Source organism: Falsochrobactrum ovis (genome assembly GCF_003259955.1).
In the GTDB taxonomy this organism is placed as follows: Bacteria; Pseudomonadota; Alphaproteobacteria; order Rhizobiales; family Rhizobiaceae; genus Brucella; species Brucella ovis_A.
In genome coordinates this window covers 1-24,897 of record NZ_QLMK01000006.1, presented here as the reverse complement: position 1 = coordinate 24,897, position 24,897 = coordinate 1, and the positions used below count along the sequence as shown (strand labels likewise).

The following is a 24,897-nucleotide window of genomic DNA, read 5'->3' as shown; positions in this document are numbered from 1 at the left end:
TTTAAGCCGTCAACATTTTGATGGCAGCTTCAACAGACAAGTTCTGCCGTTCGCCAGTCTTTCGATCTTTGACTTCGACCTCTCCTGAGGCGATGCCACGTGGTCCGATAATGACTTGATAAGGCAGGCCGATAAGATCCATCGTTGCGAATTTGGAGCCCGGACGATTGTCTGTATCGTCGAGCAGCGGGTCCAAACCGGCATTTGTGAGAGCCTCATAAAGCTTTTCACTCACGCTGTCGCACGCCTCATCCCCGGTTTTCATATTGATGATCCCTACTCCGAACGGAGCGATGGCCTTTGGCCAAATAATGCCAGCATCATCGTGAAAAGCTTCGATAGCAGCAGCTACGAGTCGTGATGGACCAATGCCGTAAGAACCCATAGAGACAAAATGTTCCTTACCGTCCGGTCCTTGAACTTTTGCACCCATCGGCTCTGAATATTTGGTCCCAAAGTGGAAAATATGGCCAACCTCAATCCCGCGTGCTGAGAGCTGGCTAGCTGCATCGACCTGCGCCCATGCGGCTTCGTCGTGCATTTCGTCAGTGGCGGCGTAAGGCTTTGTCCAGCGTTCGACAATATCGGTCAGCTGCGCATCATTGCGGAAATCGGTATCCGCACCTGGGACCTCAAGGTCGAGATAGGCACGATCGCAATAGACTTGGCTTTCCCCGGTATCAGCGAGAATAATAAATTCGTGGCTCAACTCCCCGCCGATGGGGCCAGTGTCGGCTCGCATTGGTATGGCTTTGAGACCCGCGCGCTCAAACGTCCGTAGATAAGAAACGAACATGCGGTAATAAGCCATTTTCGCGCCTTCATAATCAAGGTCAAACGAATAGGCGTCTTTCATCAAGAATTCGCGCGAACGCATCACACCAAAACGCGGGCGCACTTCGTCACGAAATTTCCATTGAATATGATAAAGGTTGAGCGGCAGATCTTTATATGAGCGAACATAGGAACGGAAAATATCCGTTACCATTTCCTCATTGGTGGGGCCGAACAGCATTTCACGCTCTTGCCGGTCTTCAATGCGCAGCATTTCCTTACCATAAGCATCATAGCGACCACTTTCGCGCCAAAGATCGGCGGATTGGATTGTCGGCATCAGAATTTCATTTGCACCAGCGCGGTTCTGTTCCTCGCGAATAATGTTGCAAACTTTATTGAGAACCTTGAGCCCTATCGGCAGCCAAGAATAAATCCCAGCCGATTGTTGGCGAATCATGCCCGCGCGCAACATCAGCCTATGGGAGACAATTTCTGCCTCCTTGGGATTTTCTTTTAGAATTGGCAAGAAATATTGCGAAAGACGCATAGTGACCACCGATCAAGATAATGCCTGAATGCCCGCACAACGCTCACATAGAATCAGGCAAAAATTAAGCAAACTCCAAGGTTTCTTAACGGGTTCTACCGCTAATGAAAACCCGCCACACCCGGCTTTGAACGCGCTAAAGTTTCATTCCACAGAAGCCGTGATGAAAATTGTAATAAAGATAGCTAATGCGAAACGGAAAAATCATATTAATTTTCAGTACATTAAAATAATCAAGGCGGTTTTGGACCAAAATTACAGAGGTTTTGTGTCGGAATAGAATATTCTTGATGACAAATGATGTGTAGTACGCTATTTTTTCAATAATAAGCCTAACAACGGAACAAACCGTTGGTTCACGCGGTCAAGTCTTGGGAGGATGGATCCGGGCGCGATTTTCCGCAGCCGCCAGTAATTGGAATGGATCGAACGCGTATTTAAATTCAGCAAGGCGCAAGCCTTGCTTTTTTTTTAAGCACTCAAATATTTTGCTTTTGCATTAGTCCATAATGCTGCATCTATATTTGTAAGCATGGCGGTCGACCACAACTTACAGCTCGGTTGCCCAAAGCTTTCATAGTTATCTTTAATTTCTTGTCAGCTTTATGGAATGCTTAAAGGTCGGGATAAAAATGTGGAATATCATCCAGACCAAAACCCATAATTTGGGTCAAATAATAATAAAGTCCAAAAATCAAACTTGCTACGATGGTGGTACGGAAAAATGCCAATCCCACCCGTGGTTTCGCTGGCGCGCTAGGAACAGTTCCCAAAGTGACATTATCGTCTTCTGCTTGAGTCCGTAGCCCCAGCGGTAACAGCGCAAAAAGCGCCGTCCACCAGATTACAAAATAAATAGCTATTCCGGACATCAAAGACATGGTTACACCTCCTCTAACTCGATCAGCGTACCATTAAAGTCTTTTGGGTGCAGAAATAAGACCGGCTTGCCATGAGCGCCGCTTTTTGGTTCGCCGTCACCGAGGATACGTGCGCCTTGTTCTATCAGCCGATCCCGCGCAGCAATAATATCTTCAACTTCATAACAAAGATGATGCATCCCACCGGACGGGTTCTTTGCAAGGAAGGCTGCAATTGGCGACCCCTCGCCCAGCGGCTCCAGCAACTCAATCTTGGTGTTACCGACGTCAATAAAGACAACGGTTACGCCATGCTCCGGCAGTTGCTGAGGCTGGGAAATCTTGGCACCAAGCTTATCACGATATAGAGCTGATGCAGAATTAATATCCGGCACTGCAATGGCAACATGGTTTAGTCGTCCCAGCATCGGCGCCTTCCTTTCGGTTATCAAATGCGGTTAAGAAACACAGTTACAACTGGCTTTTTACCCCAAATCTCATTTGCGGCTGAACGAACTGCCCGGCGGGCTGCTTCCCTAACGACTTCGAGGTCTTTGCGCCGAGCCCGGGGGATGCTGTCAACCGCATTTATGACAGCATCGAGCAGTAGTTCTTCAAGCAGATCGCCATGCTGATCTTCTTCTGGTAATCCGAACGCCACTAAATCTGGTTCATCGAGCAGTTTGTAATCACGATCCAACAAGATCGATACTGACACATGTCCAACATAGGCGAGCTTGCGGCGTTCGACCATGCCGATCTCATCTTCGTCACCGATTAGCTTGCCGTCTTTATAGATACGGCCAACCGGTGCTTCATCGATAATTTCGGCTTTTCCTGGTGCTAATCGCAGAATATCACCGTCGCGGATCTGTGCAATTTCCTCAATGCCCGCCATTGCGCCAAGCGAGCCTTGGGCGACCAAATGTGCTGCTTCACCATGAACGGGCACAAGAATTTTTGGCCGAACCCATGCATACATTTGCTGAAGCTCGTTTCTACGCGGATGGCCGGAAACGTGCACAAGTGCGTCCTCGTCACTGATCAATTTAATGCCGCGATCGATCAGCTTATTCTTAATATCAAGAATAGCTTTTTCATTGCCCGGAATTGGACGCGAGGAAAAAATAACGGTGTCGCCAGGTGAAAGTGCGAGACTGCGCATTTCGTCGCGTGCAAGCTTAGCCAGTGCTGCTCTCGGCTCGCCCTGGCTACCTGTAAGGATCATCACGACATTTTCACGCGGAATATAGCCATAATCATCTTCGCTCAAAAATTCCGGCAGGCCTTCCATATAGCCTAGCTCGGCTGCGACTGCGATTGTTCGCTTCATTGAACGGCCAACCACCAGAACCTGCCGTCCAGCATCACGCGCAGCTTCGGTAATGGAACGAATGCGTCCGACATTTGATGAGAAGGTTGTAACAGCCACACGGCCACGCGCGTTTTCTATCAAATCACGCAGGCTGTCACCAACCTCACGCTCTGATGGAGAGACGCCGTCACGCATAGCGTTGGTCGAATCGCAAATGAGTGCAAGGACGCCCTCGTCACCCAATTGACGAAACCGCGCTTCGTCAATCAACGGACCCATAGCTGGGTCAGGATCCATTTTCCAATCGCCGGTATGAATTACCGTACCCAACTGGGTTGTTATCGCCAGCGATACAGGCTCAGGGATCGAGTGTGTAACCGCCAGCGCCTCGAATTTAAACGGGCCTATCTCGAAAGTTTCGCCTGCTTTATAAAGCGTTACCGGAATTTCCGGAGCATTATGTTCGGACTGGCGTTTTGCCTCAAGCAAGCCGGCTGCAAATGGTGTCGCGTAGACGGGGACCTTCAACCGCGGCCAAAGATCGAGCAAAGCGCCATAGTGATCTTCATGAGCATGAGTGATCACGATAGCGCGTAAATTGTGTTTTTCGGCTTCCAGAAAACGAATATCAGGCAGGATGAGATCAGCGCCCGGGTGTTCTGGTCCGGCGAAACTTACGCCCATATCGACCACAACCCATTCACGGTTATGTTCAGGACCATAACCGTACATGGCAAGATTCATACCGATTTCGCCGACGCCACCTAAGGGGAGAAAAACGAATTGCGTCGAAGGTGAGCGGGGCATAACGCCTCCTTGTTTGCCTTAGAGCCTTTCTCCAAACATTAAAGAATGGCTCTAACTAAATGATATCTCTGCAACGTGAGCGCAGCTTGTGCGCTCCTAATGGTGCTCATACGAATTAATATACGACCCACTATAGCTACAACTAATTGTTGCTAGCGCGTCCTTGGAGCTATTGGCATTATTTGTGCACAATATTCAATCAATAAGACGCTTTTACCGAAGCCGCATTTCCGAAATACACATCACCTGCCGTGATTGTTGTACAAATTCCATCGTCTTCCCGGATAACAAGCCGACATTCCGAATCAATTGTTTCAAACAACCCTTCAACGATGCGCTCGTTGAACCGAATTGCAACCGGCTCACCTAAACGATAAGCTTTTTTCAACCATTCGCTTCGGATGGCAGCCAGACCGTTGCCACCATCCCATAAACGATAATAATGGCACCATGCATCAGAAAGGGCGAGAAAAAGTGCAGCTGCATCCCTAGTACAGCCAAATTCTCTCAGAGAAGCAGCAGTCGACGGCAATCCTTCCGGTACGCCTACAACATTCGTGCCCATACCTATGGCAAGGGCGATCTTTCGGCCTTGCAACAATGCCGATTCAAGCAAAATGCCAGACAACTTAGCATCATTCAGCAACAGATCATTGGGCCATTTGAGGCTAAGTTTTACCGGATTGGCTACCCCCTGCGGCAGGATAGCTTCGACCGCGTCAGCTACAGCAAGGCCCGCGACGAAACCCAATGTCGCAGCGCTTGCAGGTTCAAATTCATCGATAAGGAGTAAGGTTGCCGCGAGATTTCCATCAGGCGCTGTCCAACTGCGACCTCGGCGTCCTTTTCCACTTTTTTGCGATGTGGTGACAAACCAGTGTAAACCCTGGTCACCATTTAGCGCCGATTGAATTGCTTCAGCATTGGTAGAACCGATTGAAGGAAAAACCTTCAGCCGGTAACCTAAAGTTGAAGCTACGGGGGCGAGTGTGAACTCCTCCCCCGTACCCGAAGTCTCTTGTATCTGCATATCAGAACAGTGTTTTCGCGGCAGTTAGCGCCAGACTACCCAGCCATCCACTGAACAGACCATAGAGAATTATGAACAGGCCGCTCGCTCCAAGAACCAGGCGCAGTTCCATAGCTGGAGCTACAAATCCCGCCGCGGGTTCATCGAACCACATGATTTTGATCAGACGGAGATAGTAGAATGCACCCACGACCGACGCGACGATACCAATGATCGCAAGCGGCAACAGGCCCGCTTCAACCGCGGCCATAAAGGTATACCACTTACCAAAAAAGCCAGCGAGCGGAGGAATACCTGCAAGCGAGAACAATACCGCTGTCATGATCACTGCGATCACGGGATTGGTGCGGGAAAGTCCAGCCAGATCGTCGATCTGTTCGACATTGCCTTCCTTGGTACGCATCATGAGAATGAACGCAAAGCTTGCAAGCGTCATGGCAAGATAAATCACCATATAAAGAATAACGCCCCTCACGCCGACCACGGTACCCGCAGCCAGACCTACCAGAGCGTAACCCATATGACTGATTGAAGAATATGCCATCAGACGCTTAATATTGCGCTGACCAATCGCTGCAAATGCACCCAGCACCATCGAAGCAATCGCCACGAAAGTGACAATTTGCTGCCAGTCGGAAGTGATCGGTGCAAAAGCATCTTCTACGACCCGAACAATCAGTGCAATTGCAGCCATTTTCGGGGCGGTAGCAAAGAAAGCAGTTACCGGCGTGGGCGAGCCTTCATAGACGTCAGGCGTCCACATATGGAATGGTACAGCAGAAATCTTGAAGCAGAGACCTGCGAGAATAAACACCAGACCAAATACGAGGCCGAGCTGACGGTTACCATCAGAAACGGCAGCTGCAATTTCTGCAAAACCAATGTGACCGGTATAGCCGTAAACAAGCGAGATACCATAAAGCATCATGCCCGAAGACAGCGAACCCAGCACAAAATATTTCAAACCAGCTTCGGTGGAACGCAGATTCTGCCGGTTGAACGCAGCCAACACATAAAGCGAAAGCGACTGAAGTTCGAGGCCCATGTAGAGTGTCAGCATATTGGACGCCGACACCATGATGAGCATTCCCAGGGTTGAAATAACAACCAGAACCGGGAATTCAAACTTATCGAGTTTTTCCTCGCGGGCAAAGCCGACGGACATAATCAGCGTCACGATGGAGCCGATTAGCGTCAGAACCTTCATGAAACGCGTGAATGCGTCACTGACTAAACTACCGCCAAAGGCTACGCCATTATTTGGGAAAATAACGACCATTGCCAGCGCAGCAATCAGAACAGCAGTCGCAAGTCCATTGACGAGGGTGGTGGCGCGCTCTCCGGAGAACACGCCGATCATTAGCAATGCCAGCCCGCTCAGCGCGAGGAAAACCTCGGGAGCTGCGAGAGACAGGGAAGCAATCAGGTCGGTTTGCATCGGGCCTTCGCCTTTACTTACTGCGCCAGCGTAGCGCTAACGGCATTGCCCAGCGCTGCGTCATATTGATTAATCAGAGCGTGCACGGCACCCGCGGTCACATCAAGGACCGGTACCGGATACACACCAAAGAAAATGGTGAGAACCACGAGCGGATAGAGAATGAACTTCTCACGCGGGCTCAGATCAAGAAGGGCCTTGAGGCTCTCCTTGGTCAGCGCACCAAACACCACCTTGCGGTAGAGCCAAAGTGCATAGCAAGCCGAGAAGATCACGCCGCTGGTTGCAAATACAGCAACCCATGTGTTCACACGGAACACACCAAACAGGGTCAGGAATTCACCAATAAAGCCAGAGGTACCCGGTAGGCCAACATTTGCCATTGTGAAGACCATAAAGGCCACCGCATATTTTGGCATATTGTTGACCAGCCCACCAAAGGCAGCAATCTCGCGGGTATGCATACGATCATAGATCACACCCACGCAAAGGAACAATGCACTGGATACGATACCATGCGAAAGCATTTGGAAGATCGCACCCTGTACGCCCTGTTCATTGGCGGCAAAGATACCCATCGTAACATAGCCCATGTGAGCAACGGACGAATAGGCGATCAGTTTCTTCATGTCGTCTTGTACCAATGCGACAAGCGACGTGTAGATGATGCCAATTACCGAGAGTACAAAGATAAATGGTGCAAAATCAGCGGAGGCCAGTGGGAACATTGGTAGCGAGAAGCGCAGGAAGCCATAGCCGCCGAGCTTCAATAATATACCGGCCAGAATAACCGAACCCGCTGTAGGTGCTTCAACGTGAGCATCGGGCAACCAGGTATGAACTGGCCACATCGGCATCTTCACTGCAAAGGACGCGAAGAATGCCAGCCACAGCCAAGTCTGCATATTTGCAGGGAAATCATGCTGAAGAAGCTCAACGATATTCAGTGTTCCAGCCTGCCAATACATCGCCATGATTGCGATGAGCATAAGCACCGAACCAAGCAAGGTGTAGAGGAAGAATTTGAAGCTGGCATAAACCCGGCGTTCGCCTCCCCATACCCCAATGATGATGAACATCGGAATAAGGCTTGCTTCAAAGAAGACATAGAACAGGAAGAGGTCGAGCGCGCAGAATACGCCGATCAGAAGCGTTTCCAGAATAAGAAACGCCACCATATATTCTTTGACGCGCTTATCGACGGATTGCCAACTAGCCAGAATACAGAACGGCATCAAAAATGCAGACAGCACCACGAATAGCACCGAGATACCGTCAACACCCATATGATAGGATATGCCGTTGTCGAACCAGCTAAACTGTTCGACCATCTGGAAGCCGGGATTTCCGTTATCGAAACCGGCCCAAATAACAAGTGTCAGGATAAAAACGAAAACTGTGGTGAGCAGCGCAACATTTTTGATGTTGCGACGCGCAGCTTCGCTGTCATCCTTAATGAGAAGGATCAACAAGGCGCCGACGAGCGGCAGAAATGTGACCGTAGAAAGAATTGGCCAGTCGGTCATCAGAAAGAGCTCCCGAGCATCATCCAGGTGACGAGCGCGGCGACGCCGATTAGCATCGCGAATGCGTAATGATAGAGATAGCCGGACTGTAACTTCACAATACGGCCCGTTACATCGAGGACGCGTGCAGAGATGCCATCAGGTCCAAGCCCATCGATGATTTTACCGTCGCCCACTTTCCAGAACAGCCGTCCAAGACAACGGGCAGGACGTACAAAAATGAGATCGTACAATTCGTCAAAGTACCATTTGTTCAAAAGGAACTGGTAGAGGCCGCGATGGCGCGCTGCGAGTTCCTTCGGAATTTGTGGTGAACGAATATAGAAGACCCATGCGGTGAAGAGACCAACTGCCATGGCGACAAATGGCGACCACTTAACCCAAAGCGGCACGTGGTGGTATTCTTCCAAGATCTGGTTATCAGGCAGAGTGAACAATGCACCTTTCCAGAACTCGCTATAATCGTTGCCGAAGAAGTAGCCGACGAAAATAACACCAGCAAACAGAGCTCCCGCACCCAGAATGAACAGTGGAACCAACATTACCGCAGGAGAATCATGAACATGTTTCATCACTTCTACAGAAGCGCGTGGCTTACCAAAGAAAGTCATGAAAATCAGACGCCATGAATAGAAGCTCGTAAACAGTGCGGAAATCACCAGCAAGGTGAACGCATATCCGCTCGCCGCACTTTGCGACGCGAAAGCGGATTCAATGATCGCATCTTTCGAGAAGAAGCCAGCGGTTCCGATCACAGTTCCCGGAATACCGACACCAGTGATAGCAATCGTACCGATGATCATCATCCAATAGGTTGTCGGGATCAGTTTGCGCAATCCGCCCATGCGACGCATATCCTGCTCATCGGACACCGCATGGATAACAGAGCCTGCACCCAGGAACAGCAATGCTTTAAAGAATGCGTGCGTAAACAGATGGAACACAGCCGCACCGTAAGCGCCTACACCAAGCGCAACGAACATATAGCCCAGCTGCGAACAGGTTGAGTAAGCAATCACGCGCTTGATGTCGTTCTGCACCAAAGCAACCGTCGCAGCAAAGAATGCAGTGGTTGCACCGATAATAGTTACGACCAGCAGAGCATCCTGCGACTGTTCAAAAAGCGGCGTCATGCGCGCGACCATGAACACGCCAGCGGTGACCATTGTCGCTGCGTGAATGAGTGCTGAAACCGGCGTTGGGCCTTCCATCGCATCAGGCAACCAGGTGTGCAGCAAGAACTGCGCCGATTTACCCATCGCACCCATAAAGAGCAGCAAGCAGACAACCGTCAGGCCAGTCTCTTTATGCAGTTCATAGCCAAGGAAGTTCAAAACAACCGCCTCGGAACCATCTGCAGGCAGGTAATTAGCGGCAGCTGCAAAAATCGTCGTGTAATCCACAGACTGGAACAGAACGAATACGCCGAAAATACCCAGCAGAAAACCGAAGTCACCGACGCGGTTAACGACAAACGCCTTCATCGAAGCTGCATTGGCAGATGGCCTTTGGAACCAGAAACCAATCAACAGATAGGATGCCAGACCAACGCCTTCCCAGCCAAAGAACATCTGCACCAGATTGTCAGATGTGACGAGCGTCAACATCGCAAAAGTAAAGAGCGACAGATAGGCAAAGAAACGCGGACGGTGCGGATCATTGTGCATATATCCAATCGAATAAATATGCACCAATGCCGATACCGAGTTAATGACGACGAGCATTACACCCGTCAGCGTATCTATGCGAAGAGCCCAATCGAAGGAAAGCGCCCCAGACGTCACCCATTCAAGTACCGTGATACGAACCAGTTCTGTTTCGCCCAACGGGATTTGAAAGAATGCAATCCAGGAGAAGATGGCAACAATGACCATCAAGCCTGAAGTAACGTATTCGCTCGCTCTAGCGCCAATCTTATTGCCGAAAAGCCCAGCAATAAGAAAGCCGATAAGCGGAAGGAAGACGATCGCGTAATAGAGCATCTGCCCGTCAACCTTTCATAACACTGACGTCTTCCACCGCGATCGAACCGCGATTACGGAAGAATACAACGAGAATGGATAGACCAATTGCCGCTTCAGCTGCGGCAACAGTCAGTACGAAAAGGGCGAAAACCTGCCCGACCATATCGCCGAGTACTGAAGAAAACGCCACCAAGTTAATATTGACCGAGAGAAGAATGAGTTCGACCGACATCAGAATAACGATGACGTTCTTGCGGTTTAAAAAGATACCGAAAACGCCAAGCGTAAACAGGATCGCCGAAACGGTCAGATAATGAGCAATACCGATTTCCATATGTTTGTCCTCAGATGCCTTTACCGGTTTCGACCTTTTTGATCTCAATAGCCGTTTCCGGCGTGCGAGCAACCTGATCAGGAATTGACTGGCGTTTGACATCAGGCTTGTGACGCAAGGTCAGAACAATCGCGCCAATCATCGCTACCAGCAGAATTATTCCAGCAATCTGGAACTGGAAGACGTAATCCGTGTAAAGAATGTCACCCAGAGCTGCGGTATTGGTACGTTCAGCAAGATCCGGGATCGGAACAGCCCCCTGCCCTAGTTCAGGTTTGAACATGGAACCAGCAAAAACGACTATCAGCTCACCCAGCAGAATCAGACCGACCAAAGCCCCAACCGGCGCATATTGAAGCGCGCCGCGCTTAAGCTCAGCAAAATCCACATCCAGCATCATCACGACGAAGAGGAACAGAACTGCCACTGCACCGACGTAAATGACGAGCAAAATCATGGCGAGGAACTCTGCACCCGTCAGTAGGAACAGCGCCGCACCGTTAAAGAATGCAAGGATAAGAAACAGCACCGAATGCACGGGGTTACGTGCCGCAATGACCATGAACGCACTTGCGATCATGATAAAAGCGAACAGATAAAAAAACGCTGCCGCAATACCTGTCAGCATGGGGAACCCCCAACACCTTTCCGTGAGCAAAGCCCTATTGCCCTGCCCGCTCTGTTTTCGCAATACCAAAGAAAAGCTCGGCTTTTCCTGCATTGCACGAATTCTTCGCGAATCCCGCGAAACTCAAGTTAAGACAGTAATCTGGTTATCCTGATTACCGTCATGATTTCACAAACCGATCTCGAAACATTTTCCCTCGAAACTTTGCTCCAACGAGACCGGATTAACGATAAGGCGCATCCATCGCGATATTGCGCGCAATTTCACGCTCCCAACGGTCACCATTCGCAAGAAGCTTTTCCTTATCATAGTAAAGCTCTTCACGGGTTTCCGTCGCGAACTCGAAATTTGGTCCTTCCACAATTGCATCAACCGGGCATGCCTCCTGGCAGAAACCACAATAAATGCATTTCACCATATCGATGTCGTAACGCACCGTGCGGCGCGTCCCGTCATTGCGGCGCGGACCTGCTTCAATAGTGATCGCCTGTGCGGGGCAGATTGCTTCACACAATTTACACGCGATGCAGCGCTCTTCACCGTTGGGATAACGGCGAAGTGCATGCTCACCACGAAAGCGCGGAGAAATCGGACCCTTTTCATGCGGATAGTTCAGTGTCGCCCTTGGCGAAACAAACTGACGCATTGCAAGGAAGAAAGCCGAAAAGAATTCCTTGAGTAGGAGCGATTTTGCGGCTTGGGCAATTGAAGCCATTTTCTTTTACTCCTTACGCCAGACCGAAGACTTTGAGGAAGGTTGCTGTAGCAACAACCATGAACAATGAGATCGGCAGAAACACTTTCCAGCCCAAACGCATCAACTGGTCATAGCGGTAGCGTGGGACGATTGCCTTTGCCATTGCGAAGAGGAAGAAGCAGAAGCAAAGCTTCAGCATGAACCAGATAACACCCGGCACCCAATTGAGGAACCAAACATCAACCGGAGGCAACCAGCCGCCAAGGAACAGGATGGTCATCAATGCGCACATCAGGGTGATGGCTACATATTCGCCGAGGAAGAAGAGCAGGAACGGCGTGGAGGAATATTCGATCATATGACCAGCCACGAGTTCCGATTCCGCCTCTACAAGGTCAAAGGGTGGACGGTTGGTTTCGGCAAGTGCCGAAATATAGAAAATCACGAACATCGGGAACAGGCAGAGCCAGTTCCAATCAAGGAACGAATTTGGCAAGCCAATCATGGTTCCAAGTCCGGTGTTCTGCGAAAGAACAATATCCGTCAGATTCAACGAGCCAACAGTCAGCAATACGGTCACAATTACAAAGCCGATTGAGACTTCGTAAGAAACCATTTGCGCAGCCGAGCGAAGTGCGCCCAAGAATGGGTATTTCGAGTTCGAAGCCCAGCCGCCCATAATCACACCATAAACTTCAAGGGAAGAAATGGCGAAAATATAGAGAATGCCGACATTAATATTGGCAATCGCCCAGCCTTCATTGACGGGGATAACCGCCCAAGTAGCTAGCGCCAAAACCGCTGAAATAAACGGTGCCAGCAAGAAAACTGCTTTATTGGCTCCCGATGGAATAACCGGCTCTTTGAACACAAACTTAAGCAAGTCTGCAAAAGCCTGAAGCAATCCCCACGGGCCAACCACGTTTGGCCCACGACGGAGCTGAACAGCGGCCCAGATCTTGCGGTCTGCGTAAAGCAGGTAAGCCACAACGATCAACAATACGACAAGCAAAACGGCAGACTTCAGCGCTATCCAAAGCGCTGGCAAGACGTATGCTGCAAAAATACCTTCCATTGGTCCGTCTCTCTCTCGCTTTACTCAGCCGCTTGTTGGAAGCCGCCGGCCGCGAGCGCCGAACATTCGGCCATCACAGCAGAAGCGCGGGCAATCGGGTTCGTCAGATAAAAATCCTTGATCGGCGAAACGAAATCACCGTTGCCAGGATTTGATGCTTTGGCTGCCAGCGCGATAAGATCATCACTGGAAGCTGTTGCAATCGAGTCAATTGCCATCATATGCGGATAGTCTGCATAAAGGCGTGCCCGTAATTGCGCAAGTGAATCGAACGGCAAACGTTTTCCGAGGCTATCGGATAGAGCACGCAGAATTGCCCAGTCTTCCTTAGCTTCACCCGGCGCAAAAGCTGCACGATTACCCATCTGAACACGTCCTTCCGTATTCAGCCAAGTACCTGATTTTTCAGTATAGGTAGCAGCGGGCAAGATGACATCAGCTGCATGAGCGCCAGCATCACCATGAGTTCCTATATAGACGACAAAGCTCGAAGCTTTTTTGCTCATGTCGAGTTCATCTGCACCAAGAAGGAACACAACATCGAGGTTACCCAGCATTTCGCCAGCTGATTTACCGCCCTCACCCGGCACAAAGCCAAGATCCAGCGCGCCAACTCGGGATGCCGCAGTGTGAAGAACTGAAAAACCGTTCCAGTCTTCGTTAATTGCGCCAACATCTTGGGCAAGTTTGGCAGCGGTTGCGAGAACTTCACGACCGTTTTCGCCAATAAGCGCACCTTGGCCGATAATAATCAGCGGACGTTCTGCTTTGGCCAGCACTTCTCGGAATGCATTTTTGCCGGAGGCAAGTGCTGCCAATGATTCTGCACCTGCGCCCAAATATTCATAGTCGTAGCGCAATTCAGCCTGTTCGCCGATCAAAGCAATCGGGAAATGGCCCATGCGCTGACGCTTGAGTATACGAGCATTCAGAACCGCGGCCTCAATGCGTGGATTTGCTCCGATGATGAGCAAAGCATCAGCATCTTCAATGCCTTCGATAGTCGAGTTAAACAAATAGGTTGCGCGGCCTAATGCCGGATCCAACGCTGTACCATCCTGACGGCAATCCATATTGGCTGTGCCGATAGAAGCCATCAATGATTTAAGAGCGTAGATTTCCTCAACTGATGCCAGATCACCGGCAATTGCACCGATTTTATCAGCAGAAGTGCTGGAAACTTTCGCTGCAATAGCAGCAAATGCTTCTGGCCAGCTTGCAGCAACCAGACGACCATCTTTGCGCACATAGGGGCGGTCTAGACGCTGGGTACGAAGCCCATCCCAAATGAAGCGGGTTTTGTCGGAAATCCACTCTTCATTCACATGTTCGTTGATGCGCGGCATTACACGCATAACTTCACGACCGCGGGTATCTACACGGATATTCGAACCAACTGCGTCCATCACGTCGATGGTTTCAGTCTTGTTCAGCTCCCAAGGACGAGCCTGGAACGCATAGGGGCGCGAAGTCAATGCGCCAACAGGGCAAAGATCGATAACGTTACCCTGCAATTCAGAAGTCATGGCGCGTTCGAGATAGGTCGTAATCTCGGCATCTTCACCCCGACCGATCAGGCCAAGCTCAGAAATACCTGCCACTTCCGTCGTGAACCGAACACAACGCGTGCAGTGGATGCAGCGCGTCATTACGGTTTTGACGAGAGCGCCGATATATTTGTTTTCAACGGCACGCTTGTTTTCGCGGAAGCGCGAACCATCAGTGCCAAAAGCCATTGCCTGATCTTGAAGATCGCACTCACCGCCCTGATCGCAGATTGGGCAATCAAGCGGGTGATTGATCAACAGAAATTCCATCACGCCTTCACGGGCCTTCTTGACCATTGGCGTATTGGTGAAAATTTCAGGTACTTCGCCATTTGGTCCCGGACGTAGGTCGCGTACACCCATGGCGCAGGACGCAGCCGGTTTTGGCGGTCCACCTTTTACTTCAACCAGGCACATGCGGCAGTTTCCGGCGATGGAAAGCCGTTCATGGAAACAGAAACGCGGAACTTCAGCGCCCGCAGCTTCGGCAGCCTGAAGGAGCGTATAGTGATCGGGTACTTCGATCTCTCTGCCGTCAACCTTAATATTTGCCATCGCTTAATCCAAACCTGCGGTTCCACACCGCATTTTCCAGATATCAAACTTTTCCGCCTGCCCCCAATGGGCAAGCTCACAAAAACCATTCACGTCTTATTCCGCAGCTTCCAGACGGATGTTGCGGCTCTGAACAGCGTTGTGTGTATATTCATCAATCCGCTTTTCAATTTCCGGACGGAAATTACGGATCAAGCCCTGAATCGGCCATGCAGCAGCATCACCCAAAGCGCAGATCGTATGACCTTCAATTTGTTTGGTGACGTCCAAAAGCATGTCAATTTCACGCTTTTGTGCATTGCCCTTGACCATGCGTTCCATCACACGCCACATCCAGCCGGTGCCTTCACGGCAAGGCGTGCACTGGCCGCAGCTTTCATGTTTGAAGAAAGCTGACAGGCGCGCAATAGCCTTGATGATGTCGGTGGACTTATCCATGACGATCACGCCTCCGGTACCAAACGATGATTTAACATCACGCATACCGTCGAAGTCCATGATGGCATCCATCATATCTTCGCCTTTTACAACTGGACACGATGCACCACCGGGGATAACCCCCAGCAGGTTATCCCAGCCGCCACGAATGCCGCCTGCGTGCTTTTCGATCAGTTCACGGAAAGAAATACCCATACCCTCTTCTACGGTGCAGGGTGTGTTTACGTGACCTGAAATCTGAAAAAGCTTAGTGCCGACATTGTTTGGACGACCAATCGATGAGAACCAAGAAGCACCACGTCGCAAAATAGTTGGCGCTACAGCAATCGACTCAACATTGTTAACGGTTGTCGGGCAACCATAGAGCCCCACATTGGCCGGGAACGGTGGCTTCAGCCGTGGCTGACCTTTTTTGCCTTCAAGGCTTTCAAGCAATGCGGTTTCTTCACCGCAAATATAAGCACCTGCACCGTGGGAAACGAATATATCCATATCCCAGCCGCATTTATTATTTTTGCCGAGAAGTCCTGCCGCATAGCATTCATCAATGGCAGCCTGGAGTGCTTCACGCTCACGCCAGAATTCACCGCGCAGATAAATATACGCTGTGTGAGCGCCCATGGCGCAACCCGCGATGACGCAGCCTTCGATCAGCGTATGTGGATCGTGACGCAGAATTTCACGGTCCTTACACGTGCCCGGCTCGGATTCGTCAGCATTTACGACTAGATAATGCGGACGACCATCAGTCTGCTTAGGCATAAACGACCATTTAAGACCGGTGGGAAAGCCAGCGCCTCCACGGCCACGCAGACCTGAGGCTTTCATTTCCTCGATGATCCAATCACGGCCTTTATCGATGAAACCCTTGGTATTGTCCCAATGGCCGCGCGCCATGGCACCCTTCAAGGATTTATCCTTTAAACCGTAAATATTGGTGAAGATGCGATCTTTATCAGCCAGCATGTCTCACCTGCTTCCGTTCGAGTTCGTAACTATAACCGACCATGGCAAAGAGCTCATCATACCGGCTTCTTCCCGAATACCCTGACATATTCTTCAACGCCACCCTTCGCCAGAGCATCTGCTTGCTTTACCCATTCCTCGCGGTCAATGCGACCGCGGAAGTTGAGATAGCCATCAATCCATTTACGCTCGGCTTCAGTCCACTCAGAAATCTGTTTGAAGGTGAAAACACCCAACTCGTGAAGGATGGTTTCAATCTTCGGGCCAATGCCTGAGATAAGCTTCAAATCATCAACGATTTCTGGACGTTCTATCGCTTGTGGACGATTAGCGTCCTCTAGCTTGACATCAGGATTAATCTTAATCGTAACGTCATCTTCCTGCGCATCTGCCACCTTAACATTCGATGGCTCTTTCAGAGCAGTGGAAGTTTCCGGCGCATTTGTCACCGGCCGACCTGTATTGGAGGGAGCAACGGTTTTTGCTTCTTCAGTAGCCTTAGCTTCGGCCTCCGCCTTGGCTTGTGCGGCAGCTTCATCTGAAGCTTTATGCGTTTCAAGCCCAATCTTTTTGTAATCTAGATCTTCGGTCAGCGAAGTTAGGCCATTAATTGGTTCCGAATTCGCTCGATCGCTTTGTGGGCCGGGTTTGATTGTATCGCCCTTGCCTGCCTCAAACGCGTCGATAATTTCGGCCAGACGTTCGGGCGTCAAATCTTCATAGGCGTCCTTGAAAATCATCACCATTGGTGCGTTCACACATGCACCCTGACACTCAACCTCTTCCCAAGAAAGGGTTCCATTGGCATTGAGTTCATGTGGATCTTGGTGGATTTTGTGACGACACACGTCCATCAATGCTTCCGAACCGCGCAACATGCATGGCGTCGTCCCGCAAACCTGAATGTGAGCACGCGTGCCCACCGGCTTAAGCTGGAACTGCGTATAGAAAGTAGCCACTTCAAGTACGCGGATCAAAGGCATGTCAAGCATTTCAGCGACATGCTCAATGGCGGCTTTGGTTACCCAACCTTCTTGCTCTTGCGCACGCATGAGCAATGGGATCACAGCTGACTGCTGACGGCCTTCTGGGAATTTTGCAATCGTCTGTTGCGCCCATACCTGATTTTCCGCGCTAAAGGCGAAAGCGGCTGGTTGGACGGCATCATCTGCTAAACGGCGAACGGACATCAGCGGTCAACCTCACCAAACACAATATCAAGCGAACCAAGAATTGCTGACACGTCGGCCAGCATATGGCCGCGGCACAGAAAATCCATGGCCTGAAGATGGGCAAAGCCCGGTGCGCGCAGCTTACAGCGATATGGTTTGTTGGTACCATCTGAAACCAGATATACCCCAAATTCACCTTTCGGCGCTTCAACCGCTGCATAAACTTCGCCTGCCGGCACGTGATAGCCTTCAGTGTAAAGTTTAAAGTGATGGATGAGCGCTTCCATGGAACGCTTCATCTCGCCACGCTTTGGAGGAACGATCTTGTTATCCGTATTGGATACAGGACCGACCCGCTCTTTGCCCAAAAGAAGATCAACGCACTGGCGCATAATGCGCGCAGACTGACGCATTTCTTCCATACGGATCAGATAGCGATCATAACAGTCGCCATTTTTTCCAATTGGAATGTCAAATTCCAATTCATCGTAGCATTCATAGGGCTGCGATTTACGCAAATCCCAAGCAGCGCCGGAACCACGAACCATCACACCGGAAAAACCACGGGCCCAGGCATCATCAAGATCGACAACGCCAATATCAACGTTACGCTGCTTGAAAATACGATTCCCTGTTAGCAAATCGTCCAAGTTTTTGACGGTTTGCAAAAACGGATCAATCCATTTTCCAATATCTTCAACGAGTTGATCTGGTAAATCCTGATGAACCCCGCCCGGGCGGAAATAGGCCGCGTGCATACGAGCGCCAGATGCGCGCTCATAAAAGACCATTAATTTTTCACGTTCCTCAAAGCCCCAGAGCGGAGGTGTCAAAGCACCAACGTCCATGGCTTGTGTCGTCACGTTCATCAAGTGGTTAAGAATGCGCCCCATTTCAGAATAAAGCACACGAATGAGCTGGCCGCGCTTAGGAACATCAATACCAAGCAAACGCTCAACTGCCAGGCAATATGCATGCTCCTGATTCATCGGCGCGACGTAGTCGAGACGATCAAGATAAGGCAGTGCCTGAAGATATGTCTTGGTTTCCATCAGCTTTTCGGTGCCGCGATGCAGCAAGCCGATATGCGGATCAACGCGTTCGACGATTTCACCGTCGAGTTCAAGAACCAGACGCAAAACACCGTGCGCTGCAGGGTGCTGCGGACCAAAGTTGATATTAAAATTGCGGACCTGAGTCTCAGCCATGTTAAGCTTCCTGTCGCTCAGTTCGTCTTGGCTTTTTCATCGCCAGGAAGAACGTAATCCGTCCCCTCCCACGGCGAGAGAAAGTCAAAGTTACGGAATTCCTGTCGCAATTCGACAGGCTCATAGATCACACGCTTAAGCTCGTCGCTGTAACGAACTTCAACAAAGCCAGTAAGCGGGAAATCTTTACGCAGAGGATGGCCTTCAAAACCATAATCGGTGAGAATTCGGCGCAGATCCGGGTGACCCGAGAACAGAATGCCATACATGTCATAGGCTTCGCGCTCAAACCAATCAGCGCCGGTAAAGACCGACACCGCCGAAGGAACAAGCGTATCTTCATCTGTTTGAAGTTTTACGCGAATACGCAGATTCTGACGCGGAGACAGCAGCTGATAGACGACATCAAAGCGCTTGGCGCGCTGAGGATAGTCGACGCCGGAAATGTCAGTCAAATTCACGAACTGGCACTGAACATCATCGCGCAGGAAAGTCAGGACAGGAATAATGCTTGTAACAGGAACAGTCAGCGTCAACTCGCCATAGGCAAGTTTAGCTTCTTCGACAGCATCGCCGAGCCGCTCCATGAGATATTCGGAAAGTTCACCGAGAGCTTCTTCGCTCATTTTCCTAACTTCCTCTTTTAGAGAGCCACCTTCATTAAAATATGAGATGACCTCTCTAATCATTTATATTCGCTGTATAAATACACAGCAGACCTAGTCAGAACGCTTAGCTTGCATATGCAGCTTGAAAGACAGCCGCAGTGAAAGCGGCGTCAGCGTTCAATCGTTCCAGTACGGCGAATTTTTTTCTGCAAAAGCAGAATTCCGTAAAGCAAAGCCTCTGCTGTGGGCGGGCAGCCCGGCACATAAATGTCGACCGGAACCACGCGATCGCAGCCACGCACCACGGAATAGGAATAGTGGTAATAACCACCACCATTCGCGCATGAACCCATGGAAATGACATAACGCGGTTCAGGCATTTGGTCATAGACCTTGCGCAGAGCCGGTGCCATTTTGTTGGTCAATGTGCCAGCGACAATCATCACGTCCGATTGGCGTGGAGATGCACGCGGAGCAATACCGAAACGTTCGGCATCATAGCGCGGCATGGAAATGTGCATCATCTCCACCGCGCAGCAAGCCAGACCGAAAGTCATCCACATCAGTGAACCGGTACGCGCCCAGGTGATCAGCGCATCCGCGGAAGTGACAATGAATCCTTTGTCGGAAAGCTCCTCATTCAGCCCATTGAAGAACGCATCATCCGAGCCTATTGGCTTTCCGGTATGTGGATCCAGAATACCCTTTGGCTGCGAAGCCACGAGCGTCGAGTTGGTATTGATCAATCCCATTCCAGCGCTCCTTTCTTCCACTCATATATGAAGCCAATGGTCAAAATGCCAAGAAAGACCATCATCGACAGGAAACCGAACCAGCCTATATCCCCGAACGAGACCGCCCATGGGAAGAGAAAAGCAACTTCCAGATCGAAAATGATAAAGAGAATTGACACCAGATAGAACCGGATATCGAATTTCATACGGGCGTCATCAAAGGCATTAAAGCCGCACTCGTAAGCGGAAAGCTTTTCCGGGTCTGGCTGCCTATAGGCGACAAGAAACGGCGCAATCAAAAGCGCTGCACCAATGATGATCGCGATACCCAGAAAGATGATTATCGGCAAATAGGAATTTAAAAGCTCGTTCATGATCCTTATCCGGCTGGAATACGAGGCACGTCGCCTGTCATAAGCTTTTTCGAACTTAGGACCATGCGACACATTGCATCTGTTGCCACCTCGTCGCTCGCGCAGCTTCAAAAGGCATGCCGTGCGAACTCAGCTATGGCGGGACGGTTAGCGCAGCACGGCCACAAGCGCAAGCCCTCTACGCAGAACAGTGGGCTCAAGCTTGAATTGTTGCCACAAAATCACGCAATAGAGCCTAGATAGCCTGTTAATGTATAGCACATTGCGAAATTTTACCGACTATATGATTAGACAAAAGTCAGTTTGCAACGATTCCAAATGAGAATCAATTTTTCTAAAATTTGAATTTGTGGCGCTGAATTAGCATTTTTTCCGCCGCCTTCGCATTCGCTGCTCACCAAGCTGTGAGGATCGCGGAATTCAAATTACCGCAAAATAGTGAAAACCAATGGTTTCGAAATTAGGGAAGGCGTAAATTTACCCCTCCTTTCAGCGAGTAGAGCCTCGATTCGACAGATTGAGAAAATAGGAATCACACCTAGGAATCACGCCAGTTCAGCGAGCATTAAACTGCGGACTGCTGCTTTGACGATAAAGCTGATAGCGCGCCGGATTCTCTTTAATTCTTATAGCATAGCCGCACATCAGATAATACGTTATACGTGACGCTTAACCTAGCACGGATTATAAAGTGAATACTGGGGAGAACGACGGTTTATAACCGCGAACATTCGCGAGTTGCACCATTTTCATCAGAAGTTTTAGATAATGATCTGATGAAAATGGCGCGAGTGACGGGGCTCGAACCCGCGACCTCCGGCGTGACAGGCCGGCACTCTAACCAACTGAGCTACACCCGCGCATTTCATTTTCAGCCGTTTGGCTGTTTGGCCACCGGCGTTTCCGTCCAGTGTGAGAGGGCGTTTAAGGGGTTCTTTCGCTAGTGTCAAGCGAGACCTTAGAAGAAAATCGAAAAAACGTGCATTTTCCCAAAAACTACCGGTTTTATTGGCTTTTTTCCGCTAACACGCTCTCCACTCCCCGCGATAACGGACTAAAACTTGCTTGTGAAAACAAAGTTTTTTGGAATCACTAAGAGCGATTCTGACCGATTCAATAAACTGCCCTGCCCTAGTCCTAGAATTTTGGTGCATCGAGTTTTTGACGCTGGATAATTATAGTCCCTTATAAGTACTACCAAGAGACCAATTTTTTGAACGTTTGGGCCGTTCACATTAATCCGCACTCGGACCAGTTGTGAAAAAGCACAAAAAAAATGAAAATAGCGCTTGCACTATTCCTACGAATTGCCTAAACGGCTCTCACAGCGGCTGACAAATCAGTCGGGCGATTAGCTCAGTTGGTAGAGCGCTTCGTTTACACCGAAGATGTCGGGAGTTCGAGTCTCTCATCGCCCACCATGTCCTTTCCGGAATATCACTGTTTTTATAATATATATCAAAGTGATAGCTATATTTAGCTTTCTTTAAATCCCCTCACCTAACACCCCAAAACCCCCATTGATTCTATTGGGAAACTCAAAACGGTTCCCTCACCTTTTCGCGGTCGTTGATAGTGCAATCGCTGCACTGTTATTTCGATCATTTACGTGAGGGCGGCATCATTCAAAAAATAGACGGTCCCCTCTGAATTCATTTGACTCCTCTTAAGCGCCAGAACATTTATAGAACACTAGTAACCTTAAGAGACGCATATCTGCGAGTTGAGATGATGCAGCTGAAATGGAAGCGAACCGTTATCGGCGGTCAAACCGCCCCTTATGATTTCCTCGCCTATACTGATTGGGGAACATTCTGTCGGGTCATTAAGAGGCCCTTTGGTCCTAGTGAGGGACGTTGGCACTGGGCGTTGACGTGCAATCAAAGCCCATTTCACCAAGTGCCCTATGGTGATTGTGACAGCAGGGATGAAGTCATAGACCTTGTGAAAAGAATGTTTGAGGAACTTCGCATCACAAACAAGTTGGAGTTTCATCGTCCGTATGTGTGGAATGACAGCAAGATCTGGTATTGATATCGCCGTTTGCCAATTGTCACGGTCTATCATCGGTCCCACTCTGCCGCTGTTCATAAGCAATTAAAAACGCAATACAGCAGGCAGCGTGCCAAAGGTGCGATTTACCTGTTTCAGGATCATTCGGCTCTTTCCGCCACCATGCCCACATATGGCGCATGAGGGCTGCAAATACCCGGCCCCAAGACATGCCCTTCTCCCAATTGCGGTCGCCATATTTACCAGCACCGAAGGCGAGAATGTCAGCGGTGGCAAATAAGAACTCAGGCGGCAGTAGGTCCATACGAGCTTTGCCATCATCAAGTTTTTTACCTTCACTCATAGGTTCACCTTTACGCTCGACGCCATGCGGCCAGTCACATCATATGTGTCCGAATAGACCGAGCGACCTGATCGATATTTGCTGAATGAATGATAGGCGTCCTTTGCAACCGGTGAGCGCATCGAGGTAACAACGACGCCACCCTCCTCAACAGCGCTTTCATGATGAATATGCCCGGTATAAATACGCCTGTAGGTGCTATCGGCCCAGTCCTGCGGGTTGTCAGCTGCCATGACCAAAGGCAGGTCGCGCATCTTGGTCTTGTCGCCATGGGTGGCACCTAGAAAGACCTTGCCTATCCGTCTCCACCAAAACCGTGACGGGCTATCATCAAAGATGACGCGCTCGTTATTCTCATAAAACAAACTAAACGCGAGCGAGAGCGCTATTGCTGATCGATCATCATGATTGCCAGGAAGAATGCGAACTTCAACAGTTTGAAATCGCTGTAACGCCAGATCAATGGTTTCACGAACCATATCAAGGGCCGTTTTGAGCACCTTGGGATAGCGGCCATCAGCATCGAGGAAGTTGCCTGAGCGTGCCGTGACCGGCTCATAGCCATCAAAGTGCAGCATATCACCAAGACCAAGTATGATCCCGTGTGATGAAGGCGGCGACTGCGCAATAACACTGGCCATTGCTTGCATGATGACTTTCCGAGCTATTTTTAGATCGTAATTCTCGCCAGTTTCACGGGCCCATGACATCAACCCGATATGCCAATCAACCAAGGGAATGACGGTGAAGGTGTTTTCTTGGGTTTGATCTGGGCTGGGAATGAAGTGAGATGTTCCGGCATAATCCGCAATCACATCGCGGACGGCTTCCACAATATCAATGGCGTTCGGGTCTAATCCCGTTTTGAACCATTGCTGTTTAACATTACCCTCAGCATCAACCAGAGCAGACACGCCCTTAACAAAGTGTCCGTCAGGAATACTGAAACGTGGAGCATCAACTTCCGGCGTTTGCTGAAAGCTCTCTGAAACAATGCGGCCATCTTTTACCGTAGAAGAATATTTGGCTATTCGATAGCCAGGGAGCGGCTCAGCCGGATCGACAATGCCCGCCACCTTTGCTTTGAATACCCGCTCTTGGAGGGTGGACCTTGGAATGCCGGAAGCTCTTGCTGCTGCAGCAATAGTTCTATGCTCGCGGACCAGTTCAACGGCCTGCGTCAACTGCGCTGGGGTGAGAACCATGTCAGCTATTTCTCACTTCGAACTTTGTAGTAAATCTGGATCAGCAACCAAATGATGCCGAGAACCGAGAGCGTGACGGATAAAGCGTGCTCAATATGCGGCATCCACCAAGGGTTCATCGCTGCTCCTGTCGCTACTGCTGCTGTTACACGGTCCGCTACCTGATCGTTCATTTCCAACAGCCCCGCGATTTTCCGTAAGAATTATGTGATGCTACACCCTGCCCCGCAGCCAGATCATTCTGTGTCAGATACACTGCTGTGTCGGGCTTCATGCTAATTCGCTTCCAGCCGGCGCAATTGTTTGCATCCGTCTGGCAAGCCGCCAAGCTCAAGGCACAGCCGATAACTATCCATGCCGATAATCTTTTCATCGATTTCTGCCCTTTTCTGTATAGCGCGCGCAGTTGCCTCTGCCGCAGCCAACGCGACCCGCTGGCGCTCTTTCATGGTGCCGTAGGCATAACCGGCCCCAAATACGAAAAACGCCGCCAGTAAGGCAGCGAGCGTAAGTTTCAACCAATTGGGAATGAGAGCCATCATAGCGCATCAACCAGCTGTTCAAGCTTGGCCTTGGCCTGTGGCATGGTGAAGATGGCATAGGCAGCCAAAAGCAGGACAAAAACCACGAGCACCATCTGAACGCGCCAATCGACAAACGGGATTGCGGCACCTGCCCCGCCACTACCGATCCACGACCAGAACCGCGATGATTTGGAAATAGGCTTTTCAACGAC

The 24,897-nt window shown here is 50.1% G+C and carries 23 protein-coding genes, 2 tRNA genes and 1 pseudogene; 1 reads left to right on the top strand and 25 read right to left on the bottom strand.

The window, feature by feature from the left end; translation table 11 throughout:
* Position 1: 1 nt before the first annotated feature.
* The 20 genes from proS to C7374_RS09185 all read right to left on the bottom strand — a co-directional run bounded on the left by proS (position 2) and on the right by C7374_RS09185 (position 21,460).
* The gene (gene proS, locus C7374_RS09285; protein ID WP_111575353.1) at positions 2-1,324 is read right to left on the bottom strand and encodes a proline--tRNA ligase; all 1,323 of its coding nucleotides are present in this window, start codon (positions 1,322-1,324) and stop codon (positions 2-4) included.
* 614 nt (positions 1,325-1,938) lie between these two features.
* Positions 1,939-2,205: a DUF1467 family protein gene (locus C7374_RS09275; protein WP_111575351.1), complete on the bottom strand. Its 267-nt coding sequence runs from the start codon at positions 2,203-2,205 to the stop codon at positions 1,939-1,941.
* 2 nt (positions 2,206-2,207) lie between these two features.
* Positions 2,208-2,612, bottom strand: a complete 405-nt coding sequence (gene mce / locus C7374_RS09270) for a methylmalonyl-CoA epimerase (RefSeq protein WP_111575350.1) — start codon at positions 2,610-2,612, stop codon at positions 2,208-2,210.
* Between the two features lie 20 nt (positions 2,613-2,632).
* Entirely contained in the window at positions 2,633-4,306 is a 1,674-nt protein-coding gene (locus tag C7374_RS09265) for a ribonuclease J (RefSeq protein ID WP_111575349.1), read from the bottom strand.
* Positions 4,307-4,505: 199 nt separating this feature from the next.
* Positions 4,506-5,336: a biotin--[acetyl-CoA-carboxylase] ligase gene (locus C7374_RS09260; RefSeq protein WP_111575348.1), complete on the bottom strand. Its 831-nt coding sequence runs from the start codon at positions 5,334-5,336 to the stop codon at positions 4,506-4,508.
* Between the two features lies 1 nt (position 5,337).
* The gene (gene nuoN, locus C7374_RS09255; RefSeq protein ID WP_111575347.1) at positions 5,338-6,774 is read right to left on the bottom strand and encodes an NADH-quinone oxidoreductase subunit NuoN; all 1,437 of its coding nucleotides are present in this window, start codon (positions 6,772-6,774) and stop codon (positions 5,338-5,340) included.
* Between the two features lie 17 nt (positions 6,775-6,791).
* Positions 6,792-8,300: an NADH-quinone oxidoreductase subunit M gene (locus C7374_RS09250; protein WP_111575346.1), complete on the bottom strand. Its 1,509-nt coding sequence runs from the start codon at positions 8,298-8,300 to the stop codon at positions 6,792-6,794.
* On the bottom strand, positions 8,300-10,282 hold the full coding sequence (gene nuoL, locus C7374_RS09245) for an NADH-quinone oxidoreductase subunit L (RefSeq protein WP_111575345.1): 1,983 nt from the start codon (positions 10,280-10,282) through the stop codon (positions 8,300-8,302). The genes C7374_RS09250 and nuoL overlap by 1 nt, the downstream gene beginning before the upstream one ends.
* Positions 10,283-10,289: 7 nt before the next feature.
* Positions 10,290-10,598, bottom strand: a complete 309-nt coding sequence (gene nuoK, locus C7374_RS09240; protein ID WP_111575344.1) for an NADH-quinone oxidoreductase subunit NuoK — start codon at positions 10,596-10,598, stop codon at positions 10,290-10,292.
* 10 nt (positions 10,599-10,608) lie between these two features.
* Complete coding sequence (locus C7374_RS09235) at positions 10,609-11,226, bottom strand: NADH-quinone oxidoreductase subunit J (RefSeq protein WP_111575343.1); 618 nt, start codon at positions 11,224-11,226, stop codon at positions 10,609-10,611.
* Between the two features lie 223 nt (positions 11,227-11,449).
* Positions 11,450-11,941, bottom strand: coding sequence for an NADH-quinone oxidoreductase subunit NuoI (gene nuoI / locus C7374_RS09230; protein WP_111575342.1), 492 nt, complete (start codon positions 11,939-11,941; stop codon positions 11,450-11,452).
* A gap of 13 nt (positions 11,942-11,954) precedes the next feature.
* A complete protein-coding gene (nuoH, locus tag C7374_RS09225; RefSeq protein WP_111575341.1) occupies positions 11,955-12,998 on the bottom strand; it encodes an NADH-quinone oxidoreductase subunit NuoH in 1,044 nt (347 codons plus the stop codon).
* 20 nt (positions 12,999-13,018) lie between these two features.
* Positions 13,019-15,100 (bottom strand): NADH-quinone oxidoreductase subunit NuoG, encoded by a 2,082-nt coding sequence (nuoG, locus tag C7374_RS09220; RefSeq protein ID WP_111575340.1) that lies wholly within the window; start codon positions 15,098-15,100, stop codon positions 13,019-13,021.
* 96 nt (positions 15,101-15,196) lie between these two features.
* Positions 15,197-16,504: an NADH-quinone oxidoreductase subunit NuoF gene (gene nuoF / locus C7374_RS09215; protein WP_111575339.1), complete on the bottom strand. Its 1,308-nt coding sequence runs from the start codon at positions 16,502-16,504 to the stop codon at positions 15,197-15,199.
* Positions 16,505-16,560: 56 nt separating this feature from the next.
* Positions 16,561-17,694, bottom strand: a complete 1,134-nt coding sequence (gene nuoE, locus C7374_RS09210; RefSeq protein ID WP_111575338.1) for an NADH-quinone oxidoreductase subunit NuoE — start codon at positions 17,692-17,694, stop codon at positions 16,561-16,563.
* Complete coding sequence (locus C7374_RS09205; protein WP_111575337.1) at positions 17,694-18,884, bottom strand: NADH-quinone oxidoreductase subunit D; 1,191 nt, start codon at positions 18,882-18,884, stop codon at positions 17,694-17,696. The genes nuoE and C7374_RS09205 overlap by 1 nt, the downstream gene beginning before the upstream one ends.
* Before the next feature lie 17 nt (positions 18,885-18,901).
* Positions 18,902-19,510, bottom strand: coding sequence for an NADH-quinone oxidoreductase subunit C (locus C7374_RS09200; protein WP_111575336.1), 609 nt, complete (start codon positions 19,508-19,510; stop codon positions 18,902-18,904).
* 152 nt (positions 19,511-19,662) lie between these two features.
* Positions 19,663-20,244 (bottom strand): NuoB/complex I 20 kDa subunit family protein, encoded by a 582-nt coding sequence (locus tag C7374_RS09195; RefSeq protein ID WP_111575335.1) that lies wholly within the window; start codon positions 20,242-20,244, stop codon positions 19,663-19,665.
* Positions 20,235-20,600, bottom strand: coding sequence for an NADH-quinone oxidoreductase subunit A (locus tag C7374_RS09190; protein WP_111575334.1), 366 nt, complete (start codon positions 20,598-20,600; stop codon positions 20,235-20,237). Before C7374_RS09190 ends, C7374_RS09195 begins: the two co-directional genes overlap by 10 nt.
* 783 nt (positions 20,601-21,383) lie before the next feature.
* Positions 21,384-21,460 (bottom strand) — tRNA-Asp (locus tag C7374_RS09185).
* Between the two features lie 485 nt (positions 21,461-21,945).
* On the opposite strand from C7374_RS09185, the gene C7374_RS09180 reads away from it, so the two are divergent.
* Positions 21,946-22,021 (top strand) — tRNA-Val (locus tag C7374_RS09180).
* 632 nt (positions 22,022-22,653) lie between these two features.
* On the opposite strand, the gene C7374_RS09170 is transcribed toward C7374_RS09180, so the two are convergent.
* The 5 genes and pseudogenes from C7374_RS09170 to C7374_RS09155 all read right to left on the bottom strand — a co-directional run.
* On the bottom strand, positions 22,654-22,956 hold the full coding sequence (locus C7374_RS09170) for a dATP/dGTP diphosphohydrolase domain-containing protein (protein WP_111575333.1): 303 nt from the start codon (positions 22,954-22,956) through the stop codon (positions 22,654-22,656).
* Positions 22,953-24,161, bottom strand: a complete 1,209-nt coding sequence (locus tag C7374_RS09165; RefSeq protein ID WP_111575332.1) for a helix-turn-helix domain-containing protein — start codon at positions 24,159-24,161, stop codon at positions 22,953-22,955. The genes C7374_RS09170 and C7374_RS09165 overlap by 4 nt, the downstream gene beginning before the upstream one ends.
* A 5-nt stretch (positions 24,162-24,166) precedes the next feature.
* A complete protein-coding gene (locus tag C7374_RS15955) occupies positions 24,167-24,334 on the bottom strand; it encodes a hypothetical protein (protein WP_158527826.1) in 168 nt (55 codons plus the stop codon).
* 102 nt (positions 24,335-24,436) lie between these two features.
* Positions 24,437-24,703, bottom strand: coding sequence for a hypothetical protein (locus tag C7374_RS09160; RefSeq protein WP_111575331.1), 267 nt, complete (start codon positions 24,701-24,703; stop codon positions 24,437-24,439).
* Positions 24,700-24,897, bottom strand: a pseudogene (locus C7374_RS09155) (glycoside hydrolase family 19 protein); the annotation flags it as partial. The gene C7374_RS09160 and the pseudogene C7374_RS09155, both read right to left, overlap by 4 nt.